General features: G+C 42.6%; 16 protein-coding genes. 10 read left to right on the top strand and 6 right to left on the bottom strand.

Annotated features, from left to right (window positions below):
• The first annotated feature begins 122 nt into the window (after positions 1–122).
• The 3 genes from KNO61_RS11965 to KNO61_RS11955 all read left to right on the top strand — a co-directional run bounded on the left by KNO61_RS11965 (position 123) and on the right by KNO61_RS11955 (position 5,918).
• Positions 123–2,474: a type IA DNA topoisomerase gene (locus KNO61_RS11965; RefSeq protein WP_214688455.1), complete on the top strand. Its 2,352-nt coding sequence runs from the start codon at positions 123–125 to the stop codon at positions 2,472–2,474.
• Between the two features lie 131 nt (positions 2,475–2,605).
• Entirely contained in the window at positions 2,606–3,583 is a 978-nt protein-coding gene (locus tag KNO61_RS11960; protein ID WP_214873460.1) for a hypothetical protein, read from the top strand.
• A 133-nt stretch (positions 3,584–3,716) separates the two neighbouring features.
• Positions 3,717–5,918 carry a type IV secretory system conjugative DNA transfer family protein gene (locus KNO61_RS11955; protein ID WP_214688459.1) on the top strand — a complete coding sequence of 734 codons (2,202 nt, stop codon included), beginning with the start codon at positions 3,717–3,719 and terminating at the stop codon, positions 5,916–5,918.
• 47 nt (positions 5,919–5,965) lie between these two features.
• Here the strand turns inward: KNO61_RS11955 and KNO61_RS11950 are convergent, their stop codons facing one another.
• On the bottom strand, positions 5,966–6,493 hold the full coding sequence (locus KNO61_RS11950) for a ribosome hibernation promotion factor (protein WP_214688460.1): 528 nt from the start codon (positions 6,491–6,493) through the stop codon (positions 5,966–5,968).
• A gap of 238 nt (positions 6,494–6,731) precedes the next feature.
• Between KNO61_RS11950 and KNO61_RS17510 the strand changes: the two genes are divergently transcribed.
• From KNO61_RS17510 to KNO61_RS11935, 3 genes are all read left to right on the top strand, one after another.
• Positions 6,732–9,143, top strand: a complete 2,412-nt coding sequence (locus tag KNO61_RS17510) for a metallophosphoesterase (RefSeq protein ID WP_214873458.1) — start codon at positions 6,732–6,734, stop codon at positions 9,141–9,143.
• Positions 9,144–9,191: 48 nt separating this feature from the next.
• Positions 9,192–9,431: a hypothetical protein gene (locus KNO61_RS11940; RefSeq protein WP_214688465.1), complete on the top strand. Its 240-nt coding sequence runs from the start codon at positions 9,192–9,194 to the stop codon at positions 9,429–9,431.
• Between the two features lie 94 nt (positions 9,432–9,525).
• Positions 9,526–10,302 (top strand): hypothetical protein, encoded by a 777-nt coding sequence (locus KNO61_RS11935; protein ID WP_214688467.1) that lies wholly within the window; start codon positions 9,526–9,528, stop codon positions 10,300–10,302.
• Positions 10,303–10,356: 54 nt separating this feature from the next.
• Here KNO61_RS11935 and KNO61_RS11930 read toward each other — a convergent pair whose 3' ends face one another.
• Positions 10,357–11,175 carry a cell wall hydrolase gene (locus KNO61_RS11930; protein ID WP_214873456.1) on the bottom strand — a complete coding sequence of 273 codons (819 nt, stop codon included), beginning with the start codon at positions 11,173–11,175 and terminating at the stop codon, positions 10,357–10,359.
• Between the two features lie 184 nt (positions 11,176–11,359).
• On the opposite strand from KNO61_RS11930, the gene KNO61_RS11925 reads away from it, so the two are divergent.
• Positions 11,360–11,833: a hypothetical protein gene (locus KNO61_RS11925; RefSeq protein WP_214873454.1), complete on the top strand. Its 474-nt coding sequence runs from the start codon at positions 11,360–11,362 to the stop codon at positions 11,831–11,833.
• Positions 11,834–12,214: 381 nt separating this feature from the next.
• The gene (locus tag KNO61_RS11920) at positions 12,215–13,243 is read left to right on the top strand and encodes a hypothetical protein (protein ID WP_214688473.1); all 1,029 of its coding nucleotides are present in this window, start codon (positions 12,215–12,217) and stop codon (positions 13,241–13,243) included.
• Between the two features lie 34 nt (positions 13,244–13,277).
• Here KNO61_RS11920 and KNO61_RS11915 read toward each other — a convergent pair whose 3' ends face one another.
• Both KNO61_RS11915 and KNO61_RS11910 read right to left on the bottom strand, forming a co-directional pair.
• Positions 13,278–14,237, bottom strand: a complete 960-nt coding sequence (locus tag KNO61_RS11915) for a thymidylate synthase (protein ID WP_214873452.1) — start codon at positions 14,235–14,237, stop codon at positions 13,278–13,280.
• Entirely contained in the window at positions 14,234–14,740 is a 507-nt protein-coding gene (locus tag KNO61_RS11910) for a hypothetical protein (protein ID WP_214873450.1), read from the bottom strand. Before KNO61_RS11910 ends, KNO61_RS11915 begins: the two co-directional genes overlap by 4 nt.
• A 237-nt stretch (positions 14,741–14,977) precedes the next feature.
• Here KNO61_RS11910 and recD2 point away from each other — a divergent pair, with 237 nt between their 5' ends.
• On the top strand, positions 14,978–17,308 hold the full coding sequence (gene recD2 / locus KNO61_RS11905) for an SF1B family DNA helicase RecD2 (protein WP_214873447.1): 2,331 nt from the start codon (positions 14,978–14,980) through the stop codon (positions 17,306–17,308).
• A gap of 73 nt (positions 17,309–17,381) precedes the next feature.
• Here the strand turns inward: recD2 and KNO61_RS11900 are convergent, their stop codons facing one another.
• Both KNO61_RS11900 and KNO61_RS11895 read right to left on the bottom strand, forming a co-directional pair.
• Positions 17,382–17,531: a DUF2639 domain-containing protein gene (locus tag KNO61_RS11900; RefSeq protein WP_214688481.1), complete on the bottom strand. Its 150-nt coding sequence runs from the start codon at positions 17,529–17,531 to the stop codon at positions 17,382–17,384.
• A gap of 313 nt (positions 17,532–17,844) precedes the next feature.
• Positions 17,845–18,231, bottom strand: coding sequence for a hypothetical protein (locus KNO61_RS11895; protein ID WP_214688483.1), 387 nt, complete (start codon positions 18,229–18,231; stop codon positions 17,845–17,847).
• Between the two features lie 156 nt (positions 18,232–18,387).
• On the opposite strand from KNO61_RS11895, the gene ligA reads away from it, so the two are divergent.
• Positions 18,388–20,373 (top strand): NAD-dependent DNA ligase LigA, encoded by a 1,986-nt coding sequence (gene ligA, locus KNO61_RS11890; protein WP_214873445.1) that lies wholly within the window; start codon positions 18,388–18,390, stop codon positions 20,371–20,373.
• Positions 20,374–20,418 lie beyond the last annotated feature (45 nt).

Below are 20,418 nucleotides of genomic sequence, written 5' to 3'. Positions count from 1 at the left end.
CTTAAATAATTATGAATGATTCTAGTCAGATTGACGGAACATTTATGATTCGTGAGAACATGCATAGGATAAGCACATCTTTGGGATAACCCCAATAGTCATAATCAAAAGGAGTTGTTGTAATGAGTCGTAAAAAAGCAATCTTGATTGCAGAGAAGCCGAGTCAAATGCTACAGATTCAGGAGGTCTATAATGCAAATCGAACAAAAATCCCATATGATGTGGAATTCACAACTTTCGCAGGTCATGTGATGGGGTTGGTCGAACCGTCTGCTTACAATCCTGAATGGGAGAAATGGGATAAGGCGCATCTTCCGATGATGCCAGAACAGTTCATCTATCGCCCGACCCGTGACAAGGTCAAAATGTATAAGGATGTCAAAACACTCGTGAAGAATGGGGGACATGATTTTGTCATCGTCGCAACCGACCCGGGACGTGAAGGAGAACTTATCGCTTGGGCGTTCTTAGAAGAGGTGAGCGTGAAGATTCCCGTTCGACGTCTCTGGTTCAAAGATATGACTGAAGGCAAATTGTTAGAAGCTCTTCAGAATCTTCGTAAGTATGATGCACTTTTGAACGGATTGAAAGAAGCAAGCTTCAATCGTGCTCAGATGGACTGGCTCATTGGCATGAATTTTTCCAGAGCATATGGACTGACGACAGGGAAAAACGCACCATTGGGGCGGGTCATGACACCGACACTGAAGATTGTTGTTGACCGAGAGTTAGAGCTCCGTAACTTTGTGCCGAAACCATTCTGGGAGATTGAAGCGGATTTCGGGAAATACAAAGGCATCTATTTTGATACCGAAGGGAATTCTCAATTCCTGAACAAATCAAAGGCTGAGACGTTAATCCCTCAATTCGGTTCTACAGGTAAAATCATTGAAGTTACAAAAAAGAAAGAAATGAAATATGCTCCAGAACTGCATAGTCTTCCGAATTTACAGAACGAATGTAACCGCCTGTTTGGATACACGATGTCGGAAACGCTCGCTGTGGCACAATCATTGTACGAGAAGAAACTTTTGTCATACCCACGAACAGATTCTGCTTTCTTGACCGAGGCGCTTGCAAAAGAATTCTCGAAAATGTTGAAACCGCTCACGATGCTTCCTGGTCTGGAATCTGAAGCGAAAGATGTCATGTCGGATTCGACGTTGTTGGCGAAGGTCGGCAAAAATAAAAAATATGTGAATGACGCAAAAGTTACAGACCACTATGCAATCACTCCAACTGGTGTGGTTCCTGACTTAGGGAAACTAACGAAAGAGGAAGTGAATGTGTATATGACGGTCGCCCGTCGTTTCTTAGCTATTTTCTTGCCTCCGATGGAGACGCAAAAGACGAGTATTGTCACAGAGGCGAATGGACACAAGTTCAAGACGAACGGTAGCCTTCTTCAAGACCTCGGATTTATGCGCTTGTATCCTATGAATTCAAAGGACACGCTCTTACCGAATGTTAAGAAAGGGGAGGAATTTGACCTGGTCAACTCTCGTCTCATTGAGAAGAAGACAAGTCCGCCTCCTCGTTACAATGACGCTACCTTGAACGCCATTATGGAGAATGTTTCACGACTCATTGAAGATGATGAGATGAAAGAGGTCATCAAAGAAGCCAATGGCATCGGCACACCGGCAACTCGTGGCGGCATCGTTGACAAGCTCGTTGAGAAGAAAATGATTGAGCGGAAGAAAAAATCGTTTTATGCAACCGATTATGGAATCAGTATAATCGAAGGTATCGGGGACATGGACATCGCTTCGCCAATGTTGACCGCTCATTGGGAAAACAAGTTGAGCGAGATGGAGAAAGGGAACTATAGCCCTTCCGATTTTGATAAAGAAATGCGGGCTTATATTTCCGATATGGTGAATAAGTTAAAATCATTGAAGGTAAGCCTTTCTAGTGACAAGCCCTCATTAGGAGAATGTCCAAAGTGCGGGTCGAAAGTTGTCGATGGAAAAGACTATTATTTATGTGAGAAATATAAGAACCCATGTGACTTCATTGTGGGTCATATCGTTTGGGGAGCTAAAGTCTCAAAAACAGAGCTCAAAAAGATTTTGAGCGGAAAAGAGACGAAAGTGATGGAATTCGACAATAAGAAGAAACAATGGAAAGCAACACTACTGTATGATAAGAAGAAGGGTGCATTGAGTTTCGGCAATGGCTCGAAAGGCACGCAGAAATCCCCGAGCGGGAGCAAGGCGACGTCCTTAGGGACATGCCCGAAATGTAAGGGTAAGGTCTTGGAACGTGACAAGTTTTATTCATGTGAAAACAATCCTGGTTCATGCGGCACAATCATCTGGAAAGAGATGAGTGGAGCGACCATTACCAAAGAGGATGTCAAACTCCTGTTGAAAGGACAGCCGACAGAGGTGAAATCGTTTACGTGGCGGTCTGGAAAAACAGGTAACGCATCGTTGAGGTTGGGTGACAAAATCGAATACATTTTCAATTAAAAAGAGGGACTCTAGTCCCTCTTTTGTTCGTTGTCCTTATAAAAAAGGAATTTTTGAAATACCATAAGGAAGTGAAATTCTGAAGGTAGTCTGTCGATTGATATAAACATAAATCAAAGGAGATGATTATGATGAAAAAGGATAAATGGTTACTTGTAGGAGGTGGAATCTTCTTAAGCGTCTGCATCGTTGGCACGGCTTTATTCATGATGTCTGATGTATTCGGAACGAACCCTGTGAAAGAAGCTCCACAAGAGAAGGTAGTGAATTCCGTCACGAATCAGAGTGATAAGTCAGGAGAAAAAGAGGCAAACGCTCAGGGTGTACGAGAAACCATAGCTACCTCGTATTTAAAGCGTGTTACTCCTGTAGGATACGGGACGAAAGAGTTCCCATTGGAACAATCGGGGACGTTGAAGGAATCTTTATTGAAATATGCAGAATCGGGAGAAGTAGACGCTATCCTATCGGAGATGGAAAAGTACCTTGCTTCAAATCGATTCAGTGAAGAAAAGAATCTGGAAATCGCAGGAGTGTATGCAGATGCCACATTCGCCAGAGGACTTGTGGGCAAGAAAACATCAGAAATTAAGAAGGTGTTGCCGACTGGGTTCAAGACACCTGAGATGTTGGCGATAGTGCCACTTTTCTTGCCAGAAGAAATGCGCCGGACGCTTTATAAAGATTCAGAGTCATTAACACCGTTGAACCCGGGTCCTTGGAGAATTCAAGACAAATGGATGATTCAATCACCAGAAGATGCTGAAAAAGATGAAGTATATCAAGAAAATAGTGTGGCTGTCAGTATGTTTAACGTATTGGATGGATTGCATCAAATCCATGTCGTTGAGTTGATTCGTGAAGAAGAGCCGAATGTAAAAGTACGTGCATACGTAGGGGAATATATGAATGGGAAGCTAGTGTTGTATGGATATTATGTTCCGGACGGTATAAACCATTACTATCAGAACGTGGCATATTTTGAAGAAATTGAAGAGTTGTACCTGAAACCGAATGACGAGTATCAACAAGAACAGGCACAACAGGATGCTGAGAATGGAGAAATTCCAGAAGCGGTGCTTAAAGCATTTTTGAATCCAACAGAGTGAGAGAGGGGAGACCCTCTCTTTTTTGTATTTCCGTATAAAGCATCATTCATGAATATACCTTTAAGCCATTAAATAGGATAGCAAGAACTGACCATTGAGTGTTAGGTAAAAAAAATTAAAAGGAGTGATGTGAATGAAAACATCCGTTGAAACAGCTTTAAAATCGGAAACGCTAAAAATGTTAGGAAGTAATATCGTTGGCGTAATGATTGCGTTGACCGGAATCCAACTCACTGCGCTTGTCGTGTCGTTCATGATGAAAGAAAGTATCATGTTCGTGCACCTGACTACGTTTGTGACAAGTTTGATTGCTTTCACGGTTTTGAAAGACCATGCCGGAGAAAAGGAAAAAGAATTCGGAGCATCGTTGCTAAAAGCAAGCATCTTGATTGCTGTAATGGCAATTGTCAGTCATTTTTTCTTATCTGGCTTGAATAAGGTGGGGAATGAGGAATTGAGAAGCTCAATTACCACGGTGATGATGCTTGTGAACATATTCTTATTTGTTTCCTCATTCGGGTTATGGCGTCAAGAATCGGTTAAGGAGATGTTTGAGACGTACTTGTCTACCAAACTGCTAGACCTCTTCGAAACGGAGACTGTCGTTCAGGATGGTGACGCCGTTATCGGGAAAGACATTGATGATAAAAAGCCGATAGTCGTACCGTTAAAAGACCGTTATCTGCATATGCTCGTACTAGGTCCGACTGGTTCAGGTAAAACATCGCAAACTATCATCCCAATGATTAATAAAGACATGCAAGTGCCTGAAATCGGAATTACGGTAATCGAACCTAAAGGTGACCTTGCAGAAAAGATTTGGGCAATGGCGAAACATTACGGTCGAGAAGTTCAATACTTCAACCCGATTTTACCGGATTGCCCGTATTTCAACCCTCTCTATGGGGACGAGGGAGATGTGATTGAAAACATGGCGATGACATTTAAAATGTTAAACCCGGATTCGCCACAATTCTTCCTTGATATGAACGAAAACCTTGTTCGAAAATCTCTGAAAGTTCTGAAACGACTGTATGGAAATGATGCGACCTTGTTGCAATTGGACAGCCTCATTCACAACACGGGCGGAGCGGGAGAGAAAATGGTGATGGAGTTCTCTCGTGTTAGTTCTCCGAACGAAACGATTCAAAAGGAAAACTCGGACATCGCATTGTGGTTCATGCAAGATTACTTTACAGGTGCGAAAGGAACAAAAACTGCAACTAAGACTTATGAACACTGTTCGGGAATCCGCTCACAGGTGGCAAAATTGACATCAAATGAATATCTCCGTCGTGTCTTAAATCCACCACCAGGGCGGGGGAGTGACGTTGATTTTGATGCGGCGCTTGAAAACGGTACAGTCATCACGATTGCGACAGCTCAAGGTAAACTTCGTGAGCTAGGGAGATTCCTTGGTTTCTTCATCATCCTACAGCTTCAGTCTGCGGTCTTCCGTCGTCCAGGCAATGAGTTTACACGTAAAGGGAACATGCTCTACATCGACGAATTCCAAGTCTATGCAAACCCTGGGTTCGAAGATATGCTCACGCAAGGACGCTCTTATCGTGTGGCATCGCACCTTGCGACTCAATCACGAGCTTTAATCGGTCGTGGCGGTCAGTCTGGAAAAGACTTCTTGGAAGTTGTGTCCACGAACTGTCGTAATGTTGTCGTGTACCCGGGTGGGTCAAATGCGGATGACCAATATTTTGAGAAATACTTCGGTGAAATCGAAGAAACCAGAATCGACAAAGGCATCTCACGCAAAAAGTTCAGCTTGTTCCATTCGGGTGGGGCAAAGACTGAGACCAGTCGAGAAGTTAAAGAGAAGAAGGCACGATTCTCCGCTACCGAGATTCATTTCCGTCCATTCGGTCAGGTCACACATGCATTGATGAAAAACAATAGTGTACAACCTCCAGGAGTCAGCTTAATTGAATATATTCCTAAAGAATTGAATCAATTATTGGATGAAATGGTGATGGAGTACAATGAGGAACAAGCTGAGAGAAGAGAAAAAATGCTCCAACTAGCGGGATTCGGAACTCCGGTGCCGGTACCCGCTAAGAATATCCCGACATTCGAGGACGAGCATATGTCAGTACAAGACCCGCTCTCGGGTGAGCAGTATGACGTTTTCACGCCTCCAGTGACACCTCCTACTCCTAAACCGAAACGTCAGGAGAGTGATGGCATTTTCTTCGAAGAAGGAGAAGATGTGCCGAAAAAGGCGAATGCGCCTGTTGCGGATGAAACGACATATAATCATCCGGGCGCTTCAACCATTGGACAGCCAGATATTTTCTTCAACGAAGACAACGATGTCTTATAAAAAAAGGAGTTCCTCATTTGAGGAACTCCTTTTAGTGATGATTAATATTAGGCTGAAGTCTCGATAACCCCAAAGTCTCCGTCTTTTCGTGTGTAAAGCAAACAGATAGTCCCGTCCATATCTGCGTTTGCAAAAATGAACTGCTGATGACCAAGTAGGTTCATCTGAAGAACGGCTTCTTTTTCAGACATCGGCTTCATGTCAAAACGTTTTCGTTTTGTGACTTGTACATCCTGCTCCATGCCTTCGTCCAATGGGGACATCGGTTGATGATGCTTGAGTCCTTCTTTCTTGAATTCACGAGCTAATTTATCATTGTCTCGCAAGCGTTTTTTCAATTTCTTTGCCAATCGAGGGAAGAACACGTAAACATCTTCACCGGTTTCTTCTAAGCGAACAACATCATTGTTGTGGTAAAACAATACGGTTGCCTTCATAATTGGTGACGCCTCAATCGTGACGGTGACTGCCTTGTCTTCTGGAAGCACATCAGTTAGAAACTGTAGCTCTTTCTCAACAAGTTCTTTTAACCCCACGGTCAAATCAATCTTTTTACCAGTAATGACTAGATTCATATCGAATCATCCCCCTTCTCTTTCTATGGTATAATCATATTGTTTTTATTTGACTATTGTCAAATAATGATATGTCTACCTTGTCCTTATTCTATTCATGCTTTGTATGCTTTAGTCATGGTCAAACAAGTTTGAGATATATGGCATTTATTTTGACTATAGTGCAAATAATAAGTATCAATATGAATAAAAAAGGGATATACTTATACTATCAGCTTATGCGGAAGGGTGATTAAAAGTGAAATTTATTTACTTTGGAGACAAGCACGAGCGGGTCGATGTGCCGGAAAACCGGACAGATGATTATCACGCAAGTGTGAATGCGAAAACGGAAGAAATCAAGGCGTTAGGTAAGAAGCACAATGTCAAAGCCTTCTTGCAACCAGGAGATTTCTTGGATAAACCGAAGGTGCCATACGACTTCATCGGCGACTTGGTGAAAAGGTGGAGTACCGTCGATATCTTCTCGACATTAGGGTCTCTTATGCTAGGCAAACTAACTCCGGAAGATGTTGCGAAGGAGTTTGAATCGTGGACACCTATTCTCGGAGCCGTCGGGAACCATGAGCTGTTCGGGGAATCGTTGAAAAGCTATCCCAAAACGACACTTGCTTTCTTGGAGAAAATCGGATTCATGCATTTTCCTACGAAAGAGAAGCCGTTCATTTTTACAGATGAAGAGGGTCTTCGGGTCGCCGTCACTGCTACAAGCTATGATATTGGGATGGATAGTGACGAGCGTTTGTCTGACTATATCATTGAAGAGAAAGCCGGAGACATTCATATTCATATCGTACATGGTTATTTGACGAACAAGGATATGGGAGATATGTTCCCGCATACGGTATTGGACAAAATTGCGAAGAAGACAAAGGCTGACCTGACTATCTCGGGGCATGACCACATCGGTTTCCCACTGACGGAAGTTGATGGAAAGTTCTTCGTAAATCCTGGTTCGCCGGTGCGTATGAAGAATGATAAGAAAGAAATGAAACGGCGTCCCAAGGTATTGTTAATTGAAGCTACGAAGGAAAAGGGCATTTCCGTCAAGACCATCTATTTAAAATCTGCACAGGTTGGAGAAGATATTCTCTCACGTGAGAAGATTGAGATGCGAGACGCCAGAAATGCTCAAATGGAAGAAATCAAATCCATCGTAAACAAGGCGCAACTAAAGGGCGGTACCAATATCAAGGATATCATCCGTGAAATCGCCGGAAACAAACACCTTGATGAGAAAACGATTGATGAGGCTATCGATAGAGTATCTGCGAAGATGGATGCCATTCAAAAAGTGACAAAGCCCGCTCCAGATTACACGATTGAAAAAGTTGTACTAGAGAACTTTAAATCGCATGTCTATTCTGAATTTGAAGTTTCAAGCGGATTGAATGTTTTCGTCGGGGAATCGGGAGCAGGTAAATCGTCTATCATGTCAGCGTTCGATTGGGTCTTTGAGAATGCCGGACGGAACCCCCGACGCCTCATCCATCATGGGAAAGATTATGCAAAGGTAAGCTTGTATCTCTCGAATGGCTATATTGTAAGTCGTGTTGTTGACCGGAAGAAATCCGGTAAAAACGGCTATGAGGTCTATAATCCAATGACTGCGGAAGTCGAGGTATACAACACGAAGAGTTTGTCCCTGATTCAAGAACTCCTTGGATATAACAGTTTGGATATTGATACGGATAAGGATATCCCGCTCAATTTCCAACGTCAGGGCGACGGGTGGTTCTTCATTAGTGGGAATTTTACCCCGAGTATGAGAGCAAAGGTCATCGGGTCTGTTTACCAAACGCACTTTGTGGATGCGGTATTGAAAGATTTAGAAGCAGAGACGAAGAAGCTAAATCAAATTGAAAAAGAAAAAACGAATCAACTCAAAGCGACTGAAGAGAATATTGAACAATATGCTCACTTGGATGAGACGAAGAAGAAACTCGCTAAGTTAGAGGATATTATGGCGAGGATTGACGAATTAAAGTTAAATCGTGACAAACTTCAGTCCAAACATGTTGAGTTAGGTCATATTAAAGAAAAGATTGACGAGAAAGAGCGGTCTTTGAAAAAACTTGACAAGGTTGAAGATGCGATTGCGAAAATGAATGAGGTCATGGCACGTCTTCAACAGCGGAACGCTTTGAAAGAACGTTCAATGCGCCTGACTAAAATGAGGAATGAGGCGGAAGTTGTCAAAGCAAGTATTCAAAAATTGTCCTCGGTGTCTCAAGCACGAGAGTTGTTCGACAAAATCGAGGGACTTATCATCGAACGAACAAAGCTTGTTCAACGGTATGAAGTTTATCTCTTGGCGGACAACAAGCGTCTGGATTTGGAAAAGAAAATCGATTCAATCGAAGTTGAGCTAAAAGCTCTCTCGAAATTGGAGAAATCGGAAGAATTGATGCAGAAACTTCTTTTACAGATTGAGAAACGAAAGCGATTGTCTGAAAAGGTATCAAACCTTTCGCATATCCAAAACGAAGGTGCGAAAGCCGCTGAAGCCGTTAAACAATCAACTGCTCATTTAATGAAGACGCTAGAAGAGTACAAGAAAGCTCTTAATTCCGTAGGCTCATGTCCGGTATGCTTGAGCAAAATCGATGAAGCTAGAATTGAAACTATCGTAACGGCTCATGTCGGATAAATAATAGAAGGGATGATGAATATGTCACATACACACACAAACGAGGTTTTGAACAAAAAAGTAGCTGAGCTCAACAAAACGTTGAAACAGGCAGAGACAAAGAAAATTCAAGATGAGACGGTGCTTAAAACACTGCGCTCCCAATACACTCAGGTGAAAAATGAGATGAAAGAAATGGGTGTTGAACCAGACAAGGCAGAGGACGAGATTAAAAAGATGGATGAAGAAATTGAAAAACTTTTACTTGAAGCCGAAGCATGTCTCCCTGATTTATCACAATTAAATTAAACATTAAGAAGAGGTGGAGAATAACCACCTCTTTTTATGTCCGAATAAGACGGAGTAAGACACATAGAATAATGAAAAAAAGGGTGTGATTTCGATGAAATGGGTTGTACGCTTGATTTTAAGTGCCGGACTCCTGGCATTATGCGTCATCGGCATGGTGAACGACAATATGATTATGGTTGCGCTCTCTCTTTCGCTCCCATACTTAATTGGGATGTATCTTTCTGACCGATTTGAAAATCGACTAAAGAAGATTCGGAAGATGGCATTTGCTATCGACAAAGAAATCGATTCAAAAGAGACAATCCCATTCACAATTGAGGGAGGGGTATATTTCTTTCAAGAAAAAGATATGTATTTGATAGAGCACGGAGATTATACGTTCACTGTTAGCGAGATGAAACCAAATCTGGTCAAGGATGAACGAGTGCGACGGATGAAATTGGAGAAGGTATATGCTACATCTATCTATGAGACCCGCTACTACCTATTATTCTCTCAATTGTTGAGCCTGTCGCTTGCTTTGTTTATGGCTGTGACAGAAGGTGCTTCGGGATATTTCATCATACCGGTTGCCTTGGGTCTCTACAATATCCTCGCATGGACAGAAGTCTATAGTGAGGCATTCTACTTGGATTGGGTGGATAAACAATTGAACAATCCTAAGCCGTTAAAAGCATTGATGACAATGTATGTGAGGGCTATATTAAACGAAGCTAGGCAAGAAGAAACGGATGTATTGGTACTGCCGACGGGCGACGTCGTAGTCTCATTCCTGGCAGATTCCAATCGAAAATACTACTTTGTTCCATATGATGACCTAGTAGCGTTTCAAAAAAAGGTTATTTTTGAAGGTTCGTATAAGCAATAAAAAAGAGGGGGGACGCAATGAATAGCGTTTCCTCTCTTTTTGGTATTAGAATCATCATTTTTCAAAAAAGGCATGATTGCCAATCTGTTTGATAAGCGTTTTGTTCTGTCCAATCCAACTATTCGGTGCAATTGCCACTGTACAAAAATATGCCGCATCTCGCCCAAGCGTTCTCACTCCGTTATCGAACACCTCAGCCACCGCTCTTTTCGTATCGGGACTCGGTTGCTTTTTGTGAATCGAACCGTCCATAAATGGCGAAAACTGCTTTGGAGCAGTAATGACTGCCATCACTGTATTCGGAAACTCTTTCATCTCGATACGGTTTGCGATGATGGTTGCAACAGCTAGTCTACCCTCATAGGGTTCTCCGCCGGACTCGGCTTCTACTAGCTTCTCTAACCATAATCGTTCTTCGGCTGTCATCGAAATCGATTTTCCGTTGACCGAACTCCCTTCACCGGATGCCGGAAGCTTCGTTTTTTTCGTCAGTGATGTCTTTTGTATTGCGGTTGCTTTTGCATTCTTTGTTGTTTGAGCGACAGCGCTCATTGCCTTTGGCTTTGGTTTAGGTTTTGGTGGCGTATAGTGGATGTCTGAAGTTTTAGGCAACTCTTCCACCAATGCACATCCTTCTTTCGGCATATATTTATCTACATATTGTGCTTGAAGCTTTTTTTTAGCCTCATGTGTAAGAGGAAGTGATTCCGGAGCTTGATAAAACAATTCCGAAACCTCCTGTACTAAATCCGTCTCTTGTGCATGACCGTCCAATACACTTTCGTAAGCAACCCCCGTGTCGTTGGAAACAATCAACGAAAGCACGAACGCAGTAGAGAGCACTTTGTTTCTCATCTTCATGATAATTGGCATTCGAGGGAATGCCGCTCACCTCCTTATTTTGACTATAATGTAATTATATATAAACAATAGTCAAAATACAAATCGCTCATCATCGACTCTCTTCTCTGGGGGAATCTGTCGCTTATCAGATGGTGGTAGCGATGAATAAATGACGTCAATGAAATTAGAATGATTTAAAAGGAGGTGTATGATGATGAATAAACTAAAATGGGTCAAGAAAGCGTTTCATTTTTCGATATATATGTTGGCTGTATCCATGTTTCTATCAACATGGGCGTCAGATTTTCTTCCACTATACGAGAGGATTTTCAGGACAGGACTTGTCTTTTACCTTGTCATTATCTATGTCGAGTTCGTCGATGGTTCGACCTTAAGTCGATTCAAACCGTCACAGCTCTTCGAAGATTCTATCCAACGCTCCTCGAATGATTCAGATGAGACATTGATTCACGCTTCACGTCAAATTATTCACATGATTGGACTGATTCAATCAAGTGAGTCATCTACTGAGTTTGAATATCATAAAAAGCGTTTGATTGAACATCTCGAACATACTGAAAGTCTTACGATTCCGAAAAGATATGAACAAGTCCGGGATGATATCTTGTTAGAAGCCCGTGGGTTTGTGGCAGAAGTGACTCATTTCGGGTCGAACCAGAACGTGTAATATTTATATGGAGTAGAGGATATAGTATAGAAGTCATGACAAGGCGTCAGGAGTGATAGGGTGGAACGACAAAATGACCCGTAAGCTCCTGCCTTTTTTTTATGTCAAAAAACACTAATCCTTCTTCGTGAGATATAATGGAGTTATCTAGGAAACAAGATTAGGTTTTTAATAATTCTTATTATAGATTTCCCGAAACCTACATAACATAAAGGACAAGACATAAAACTGGAATGTCTTTTGACATAGATTCGCCAAGACAATTCTTGAGTAGTAGCTTGAACCCGATGATAAAGTCACCGGGCACCCTAAAGCAGACCGTGGGAGGTCTTTCATATATAGTTATTTGTTCGTAACAATTTACTTCAAAGGAGAATGAACATGTTTAAATACAACCGTGAGAAGGCTGAAAAGCTTATCGAGGGATTGAGAGCCGATGGTACCGATGTCACAATCGAGAACCTTGACAAGTATCTTCACAATGGCGGAGTACTGGTTAGTGTTCACGTAGGTCGAATCCGTGGCAACATGGAGTTGACACCGGAAGTTCTAGGAATTGATGCTAGTCAAACAAGTCTCACGAAGTTCTTTAGCGATTACGCAAAGAATGGGTCATTGACATTCATCCCGGTCGCATATGAAAAGGAACTTAAAAAGATTGAATCCCGTATAAGGATGGCAAAAACTCGGATGGCGGTTGGCTATGAGAACTCTTACATGCCTTTGACAACGTATAATGATTTTAAGGTTAAGTTGAATGAGGCACAACGAGACTATGAGGAATGTCGAGATAAAATCATCAAGGATTGGAACAATATTTTAGACCAGTTCGAAATGACGCTCGATAATGCATTGACATCACTCAACCCAACTAGACGTGATGAGCTCAAATCATTTATTCTGCGTCGAATCCCATCTGTTCAAGACTATCGTGATTCGTTTTACCTTACTGTCTCCGTGAAAGCATTTCCGGTGATGGAAAACGTCAATTTGCCGACGGAAGAATTGAACGAGCAGGTCAAGCAGACTGCTATCGAAGACAATATTCGAATGGTTCATGAAGTTCTGGGTGGCGCATTGAATGAGGCGTTCGAGACAGTGAACGTTGTGTTTGCGTCATTCACCAAAAACGGTAAAGTGGCACCTAAGACACATGGTGCTCTAAAAGATGCTGTGAAGCGTGTCAAAGAACGAGACATGTTTAAAAACCCGATGATTCAACGAATCACGGATGAAATGAACGAGTTGTCATTGCAGGTGATGTCACGAGATGTCCCTGAAATGTGTGAGAATTTGATGTCGAAAATCTATGGGTACGCAAAAGAAATCAGCGTGCATGGTTACATCAACACGAAAGATAGTTTAATGAAACCTTCTGATATGGAGATTCTCTATCAAACGATGACATAAAAAAAAGACACTATTGAGTGTCTTTTTTTATGTTTTACACTGCCACAGGCGCTTTGATAGGTGGATGCGGTTCATAGCCGATGACTTTGATATCATCCATTTCAAAATCAAAGATAGACGTTTTATCCGGATTCAACCAAAGCGTAGGGAATGGTCGAGGCTCTCGACTCAGTTGTTCCTTTGCTTGCTCGATATGATTTGAATACAAATGGACATCTGCCCCGCTATATACCAATTCACCAACATCCAATCCACATTCATGGGCTACAAGGTGTGTCAGGAGACCATAAGAGGCGATGTTGAATGGCAAGCCCAAGAACACGTCATTCGAGCGCATGTTGAAGAGACAACTCAACTTCCCATCTACCACGTAGAATTGGAATGAATAATGGCAAGGCGGTAGCGCCTGCGTCTGGAGTTCGGAAATGTTCCATGCGTCGCACAGTAAACGGCGAGAATCAGGATTCCGTTTGATTTCATCCAGGATGTATTGAATTTGGTCGTACACCTTGCCATCGGCGCCTTCCCAACGCCGCCATTGTTTCCCATAGACGTTCCCCAAGTCACCATAAGTTTCGGCGAAAGAGTCGTTCGTCAGCACAAGATGTTGATACCGCTTCAATTCTTTTTGATACTCCAGATTGAAGTGTTCGTCTTCTTGACATCGAATTCCGAAATTGGTCATATCCACACCATCATAGTCCGGTGATTCGACCCATTTTTTAAAGCCCCACTCATCCCAGATGTGATTGTTGTTCTCCAAGAGATATCGGATATTTGTGTCTCCCTTTAAAAACCATAGTAGCTCAGAAGTGATAAGCTTCATCGGAACACGTTTTGTCGTCAGTAGAGGAAAACCTTCTTTCAAGTCGAATCGCAACTGGCGTCCGAACAGGCTCAATGTCCCTGTTCCGGTTCTATCACCTTTCTGTACGCCATCCGAAAGCAACTCTTTCATCAAAGATAGATAAGCATGCTCAGGGTGTTTCTTCATTGGAGAGCACCTTCTTCCGACTCTTCGATTGCACGAGAGAATGAATAGAACGCCGCCTTCAAATCTTTGTCTGCACGACCGCTCAGCGCACCCAGTTCATGAATTCGCTTCATCGCCTTCAATTTTTTCTTGCCCTTCATAGCCAATGGGTATTCGACTAAAAATTCATCGTATTTCTCCAGTCCTGCCTCAATAAAAGCATGTCCCTCGGCATACACCTCTGCGACTTGATAGTCTCCTGAACGGAAGACTTCAATCTCGTGTTTGAAATCATCCAAAACAACTGGCAATTTAATCAACAATAGTCCAGGATTCAGTGATAACTTCGTCAGGTCTTGCATACTTGTTTGGAATCGCTTATAAGATTCGAACAAGCGCTCGACTGATTTCGCATAGGCATCCTCACCTTTTTGTTCCGAGATATCCTTGTTCTTACCGTCTTGCCCCCCGTTGATTTCACTTGGCAGTTCCCCGAAGGTTACCTGTACGTTTTCTTGTTCCATAACATCATCTCCATTTCACAAAATAATTGGTAGCCATACACCTAATTGCATAACATATAGGCGTATTGTATAATTATATTTATACAATAGTCAAAAAATGAAGTGTCGATGTTTCAATATAAAAACGTCCGGTTCAGGTTATTGCGCACCTTCGGTTCCCGTACAATACGGTATTACCAACAAAAAGGTGTGTCTAGTAATAACCTGGACACTTTTATTTTAAAGGAGGAATTGATGATGGAATTATTAGATGAATGGAATGTTCTTGATATTGAAATGGATTTGTTGGGAGAGGGAGAACGAGTGACACGAAAACTCATCCCGCTCACCGAGCTCTACTTCAAAGAAGAGACTGGATTCGGCATCTATAGTGTCGAGTTGCTTTCCGGTACATCCTATGTCATGAAGGGCAAGTTCCCGGGTTCGTTGACGATTGGGAACACCTATGAGGTCGAGGCAGATGTCACGAGATATCGAGGCGAGCTTCAATTAAATGTACTTCATATCAAAGTAGCAAAGGCTGAGGGGCGTAGAGCTATTATCTTCTATCTACAGACATTACATGGCTTGAAGACACGTGCCGAATCAATCTACGACACATTCGGAGACAAAACATTGGATGTGATGACGAACAACCCGAATCTTGTTGCGGCAAGAATGAATGGAATTGGGAAGAAAACAGCAATGAAATGGTCACAATTATTGAAAGAGAAGGCGCAAGAAGAAGAACAGTTGCTTTTCCTCTTCGGTCTGGGGTTGAACCCGACACAAGTGGAAACGCTACAAAAGACATATGGAAGTAAAGTTCGAGATGTCTTGGAGTCAAACCCTTATCGACTCATTCAAGATGTTCGGGGTTACGGCTTCAAACGATGCGACACGATTGCGCAGAGTAGCGGCATCACGTTCAACGACAGTCGTCGTATTCGTGCGGGAATCATCTACATCTTGCAACTAGCGGTACGTGAAGGGAACACCTATCTCCCACAAGACGAAGTGAAGGCTCGTGTTCAAAACATGTTGGGACTACCAGGTCATCAAATCGATGATTCCGCTATCAATGATGCAGTAGAGATGTTGGCTCTAGAGGGGGCAGTTGTGAATGACCACGGTCATGTCTATATGAAAAAATATTTCGTCATGGAAACTGAAATTGCCTATGAGGTTGAGCGGTTGGCAAGTCCTACAGCGTGGGCGAAGACAGACGAGAAAGCAGTCACGTCCATCCTTGATGACTATTTGAACGCAACCGGTATTCACCTAGAGGAAAAACAGCGGAAAGCAGTTGAGACATTCTCCTCTAAACGTGGAGGATTCTATATTTTGAATGGTTCTGCAGGTTGTGGGAAGACGTTCACATTGAAAGTCATTCTTGCCATTCTTCAATCGGTTCATCGCTCGAATGGGCTGAAATACTCGGTAAAAATCATGGCACCAACGGGAAAGGCGAGTAAAGTCGCATCGAAGGCAACCGGGAACACATGTATCACAATTCATCGTGGATTGGAATTCTCTCCTGAGGAAGGATTCACTCGGCATGCTCAAAACCCACTTGATGAGAATGTCATTGTGGTCGATGAATCGTCAATGCTTGATACAGAATTGGCACGGGATTTATTAGTCGCCATCAAAAGCGGCGCAAAAGTCATCTTTTTAGGGGACACGAAGCAATTGCCGAGTGTAGGTGCCGGTAACGTATTGCTCGACCTCATCGGAAGTGGCGTTGTAGATGTCGTGACATTGGACGTTGTGAAGCGTCAAGGTGCAGAAAGCGGTATTATCGAGAATGCGAACCGCATCATTAGAGGTGAAATGGTCGAGACTCAGAAGACGAATGATTCATTTGTTCTTTCTCGGCAATCAGATGAGGATATTCTTCAGACGACAATTCATAGTTACCGTCGTCTTTTGGAGAAAGGGATGCGTCCTGAAGAGGTTCAAGTGCTCACGCCACAGCGTAAAGGGTTACTTGGCATTTACAACCTAAATCGTGTATTCCAAGAAATGTTCAATCCGAATGGGAAAGCTTCTACGGTTCACAACCTTCAGATGCCGGACAACGAAACGCCTCTTCATTATCGAGTGGGAGATAAAGTCATTCACATTCAGAATGACATTGAACGCACTCTGTACAATAAAGATGACGGAAAGTACTGGGAATCACGAGAGAAGGGGATTACGAATGGTGAATGTGGTATTGTTGCTGAAATCGTGAGTGTGACAAAACGGGATGAATTGACGGACAAATTGACAACGACGGAACGAATCATCGTGAAATATGAAGATTGGTATGTGTATTATGAAGGGAAGGATGACTTGGAGATGTTAGACCATGCTTATGCTTTGACAATTCATAAGTCGCAAGGGAGTCAGTGGCAAGCAGTCATTCAACCTGTTTCAATGTCTCATATGCGGATGTTGGATAATAACATCCTCTATACGGGCGAGACACGTGCAAGTCTGTTCCATTGTTACATCGCATATTTATATGCCCTCGAACGTGGAATTAAGACGTTCCGAGTCCACGAACGATATACTGGTTTATTGTCAAAATTAAAAAACGATTGAGAGAGGCATTCCTCTCTCTTTTTTTTACTTAAATCAAAGAATTAGAAAAAGACAGCTATATTAGCTGTCTCAATTATGCGTTTGATTGTTCTTTTTCAAGAATGTCGGTATAGAGTCGGGCAAGCTCCGATGTTTTTGAGTGTTTTAAGTTTCGCTGTGTAACAGGATGTTTAGACACTCCACGACGTTTGAGTTCTTTCATGAAAAATGATTTTTGGTACATATGACCATCTCCTTTAAAAATGTATTTTCCTGTCCCCTTCGCTCGAATGAGAGGGACGATGTATAATCACTATATATCTATTTTTGACTATAGTCAAAATAGAATGTTCTACGTATCATACTCGATGTTCTAGGGATGGCGGCAAAGAGTCTGTAGTTTATGAGATATAAAGCTTCACTTGGGAAAAATACACTTCAACCATGTCGTGATATGCTATAATTTCTCACACTATGTTAAATAATCATTCATCGTAGCACTTTAATTGATTTTGCGTACAAAAAAGAGGCGGTTGTGTCATCTCCGCCCCTTTCAATCATTTCGATACGTTGAGAATGTCATGCACCACATCTGCCAGTTCATCAGCGAAATTGGCAATGTCATGATATCCATTACTGTGCTTTTCTTGATAAGCAAAGTTGAATAGGATATCCACTTGTTCACTCGTCAATCGATTTTGCTCTGCAATACACGCTTTCAAGTCACTCTGCAATTGAGCTTCCCATTCGTTACATGCGGAAATGTATTCCCTCCGTTGAGCTTGATACTTTTCATTGTTCGATTTAACAAACTCTTCGTTCCAAATCACGGATTGTGTCCGGTCTTCAATGTGACCATTTTTGAGTCGTCTTGTCGTCACGAAGTCTTCTTCTTTGACCGGTTTCGAATAATACTCTTCAACTGTTTCAAATATGCTTTTCATCTAAAAAGTCCTCCTTAGGTAGTGATGCATATGCATCTCCAATTGGTTAGTTTTCTTATGTTATGCTAATGAGGTTGTTTTCATAAAAATATCGATGATTGAAATCTGACAAGTACATATAATAGTAAGGTTAAAAAAACATAAGGAGGAATCGTAATGAACACAACGACTCCAGGAATCGAAAGGCTAGTATTTTTACAACAGGAAATCAAGAAACATGATGAATTGTATGAGATGAACCAACCGGTCATTACGGACGGTGAATACGACAACTTATATCAGGAGCTTGTGGCTTTGGAGGAACAGCACCCAGATATGGTGACTCCCGACTCTCCGACACAGCGAATCGTGACAACGCTTGTTTCCTCATTGAAGAAGGTTCGACACGACAACCCGATGCTCTCTCAGGACAAGGTGAACGATGAGGCAGGTCTTCGCAAATTCTTGGCAAAGAACACGACCGGAAGCCGAATCATTGTCCAACAAAAGCTTGATGGACTGACGATTGTCGATGTACGAAAACAAGGTGCAATGAAGCAAGCGGTAACACGTGGGGATGGCTATATCGGTGAAGATGTCTCGCACAACGTGAAGACTTTCGACAATGTACCGGATAAGATTCCTTTCGAGAACGACTTGAGTGTACGGATGGAAGCGATTATCCCTTTTGACGAGTTTGAGCGAATCAATGTGGATGGAAGCTATTCGAATCCTCGGAACCTTGCATCCGGAACAGTACGTCAACTCGACTCGAAGATTGCGGCTGAGCGGAACCTTCTAGGGATTGCGTTCGAACTTGAAAAGGCGGATGGGACAGCGTTCGGAACAGATGTCGAACGTTTGGAGTTCATGAAAGAACTTGGATTTGACGTAGTGCCGTACAAAGTGTTCGAACCGCATGAGCAAGAGGCACTCATCGAGTACTGCTTGAACTATAATACGGAAGTACGACCATCAATTCCGTATATGATTGACGGTCTCGTCATTAAATTTGATGACATCGCACTACGGGAACAACTCGGTTATACGTCAAAATTCCCAAAATGGTCTTGTGCGTTCAAGTTTGAATCATTGGATGCCACGACGACTTTGCGAAATGTCGCTTTCCAGGTAGGGAAGAGCGGTCAAATCACACCGGTGGCGGAGTTTGATAAAATCAATATCAGTGGTGTCAACATCACTCGTGCGACCCTTCACAATTATTCGAACATTTTCACAAAAGATATTCGAATTGGAGACAAGATTGTTGTGGCACGTGCCAATGATGTCATCCCTCAGGTCGTCAAGGCGATTCATGCCGAACGTTCAGGTGAGGAAAAGGTTGTCGAAATGCCTTCAACCTGCCCATCATGCGCATCACCGACTGAACGTATCGGAGAAAACGTCTACTGTACTGGGGCGACATGTAAACCACAATTCGCAGGGAAACTGGCTCACTATGTCAGTCGAAAGGCGATGAATATTGACGGATTAGGGGATAAGACGGTGGAAGTCCTTCTGGAGCGGAATCTAATCGAATCTTTCGCAGACCTTTATCGACTCCACGAGAAGCGAGACCAGTTCACGGACATGGAAGGCTTCGGCGAGAAGAAGATTGATAAGATGCTAAAAGGAATTGAAGACTCGAAAGAAATGCCATTCGAAAAGGCACTCTATGGTCTAAGTATCCGACTCATCGGACAATCTGCATCGAAAGATGTGGCAAAGAAGTTCGGTTCGATGGAGAACCTTTTAGAATCCTCATTGCTCCCAAACTTTAAAACTGAGTTAATGGGGATTGAGGACTTTGGAGAGACGATGTCTGACTCGCTTATCGACTACTTGAAGAACCCGAAGAACCGGATGCAGATTCAGGAAATGTTGGATTTAGGCGTGAAGATGGTTTCGCCTGAAACAGCGGAAGTAACTGTCGAAGGTACGAGCTTGGAAGGAAGCACATTTGTCATCACCGGCGCACTCTCGAAGTCACGTGACGAGTTCAAAGCTCTCATTGAGGCGAGAGGTGGAAAAGTGAGCGGGTCTGTCAGCAAGAAGACAACATATCTTCTCATGGGTGACGATGCGAATGGAACGTCTAAGCATAAGAAAGCAATGGATTTAGGTGTCACGATTCTTTCTGAAGAAGGATTCAATGCACTATAAGATAGTTAGAGTGATATCCATAATGGATGTCACTCTTTTTTTGAC

The organism is Exiguobacterium sp. s140 (assembly GCF_018617035.1).
In the GTDB taxonomy this organism is placed as follows: domain Bacteria; phylum Bacillota; class Bacilli; order Exiguobacteriales; family Exiguobacteriaceae; genus Exiguobacterium; species Exiguobacterium profundum.
The sequence above is the reverse complement of the archived record's forward strand: the minus strand, read 5'-3'. Positions and strand labels throughout refer to the sequence as shown.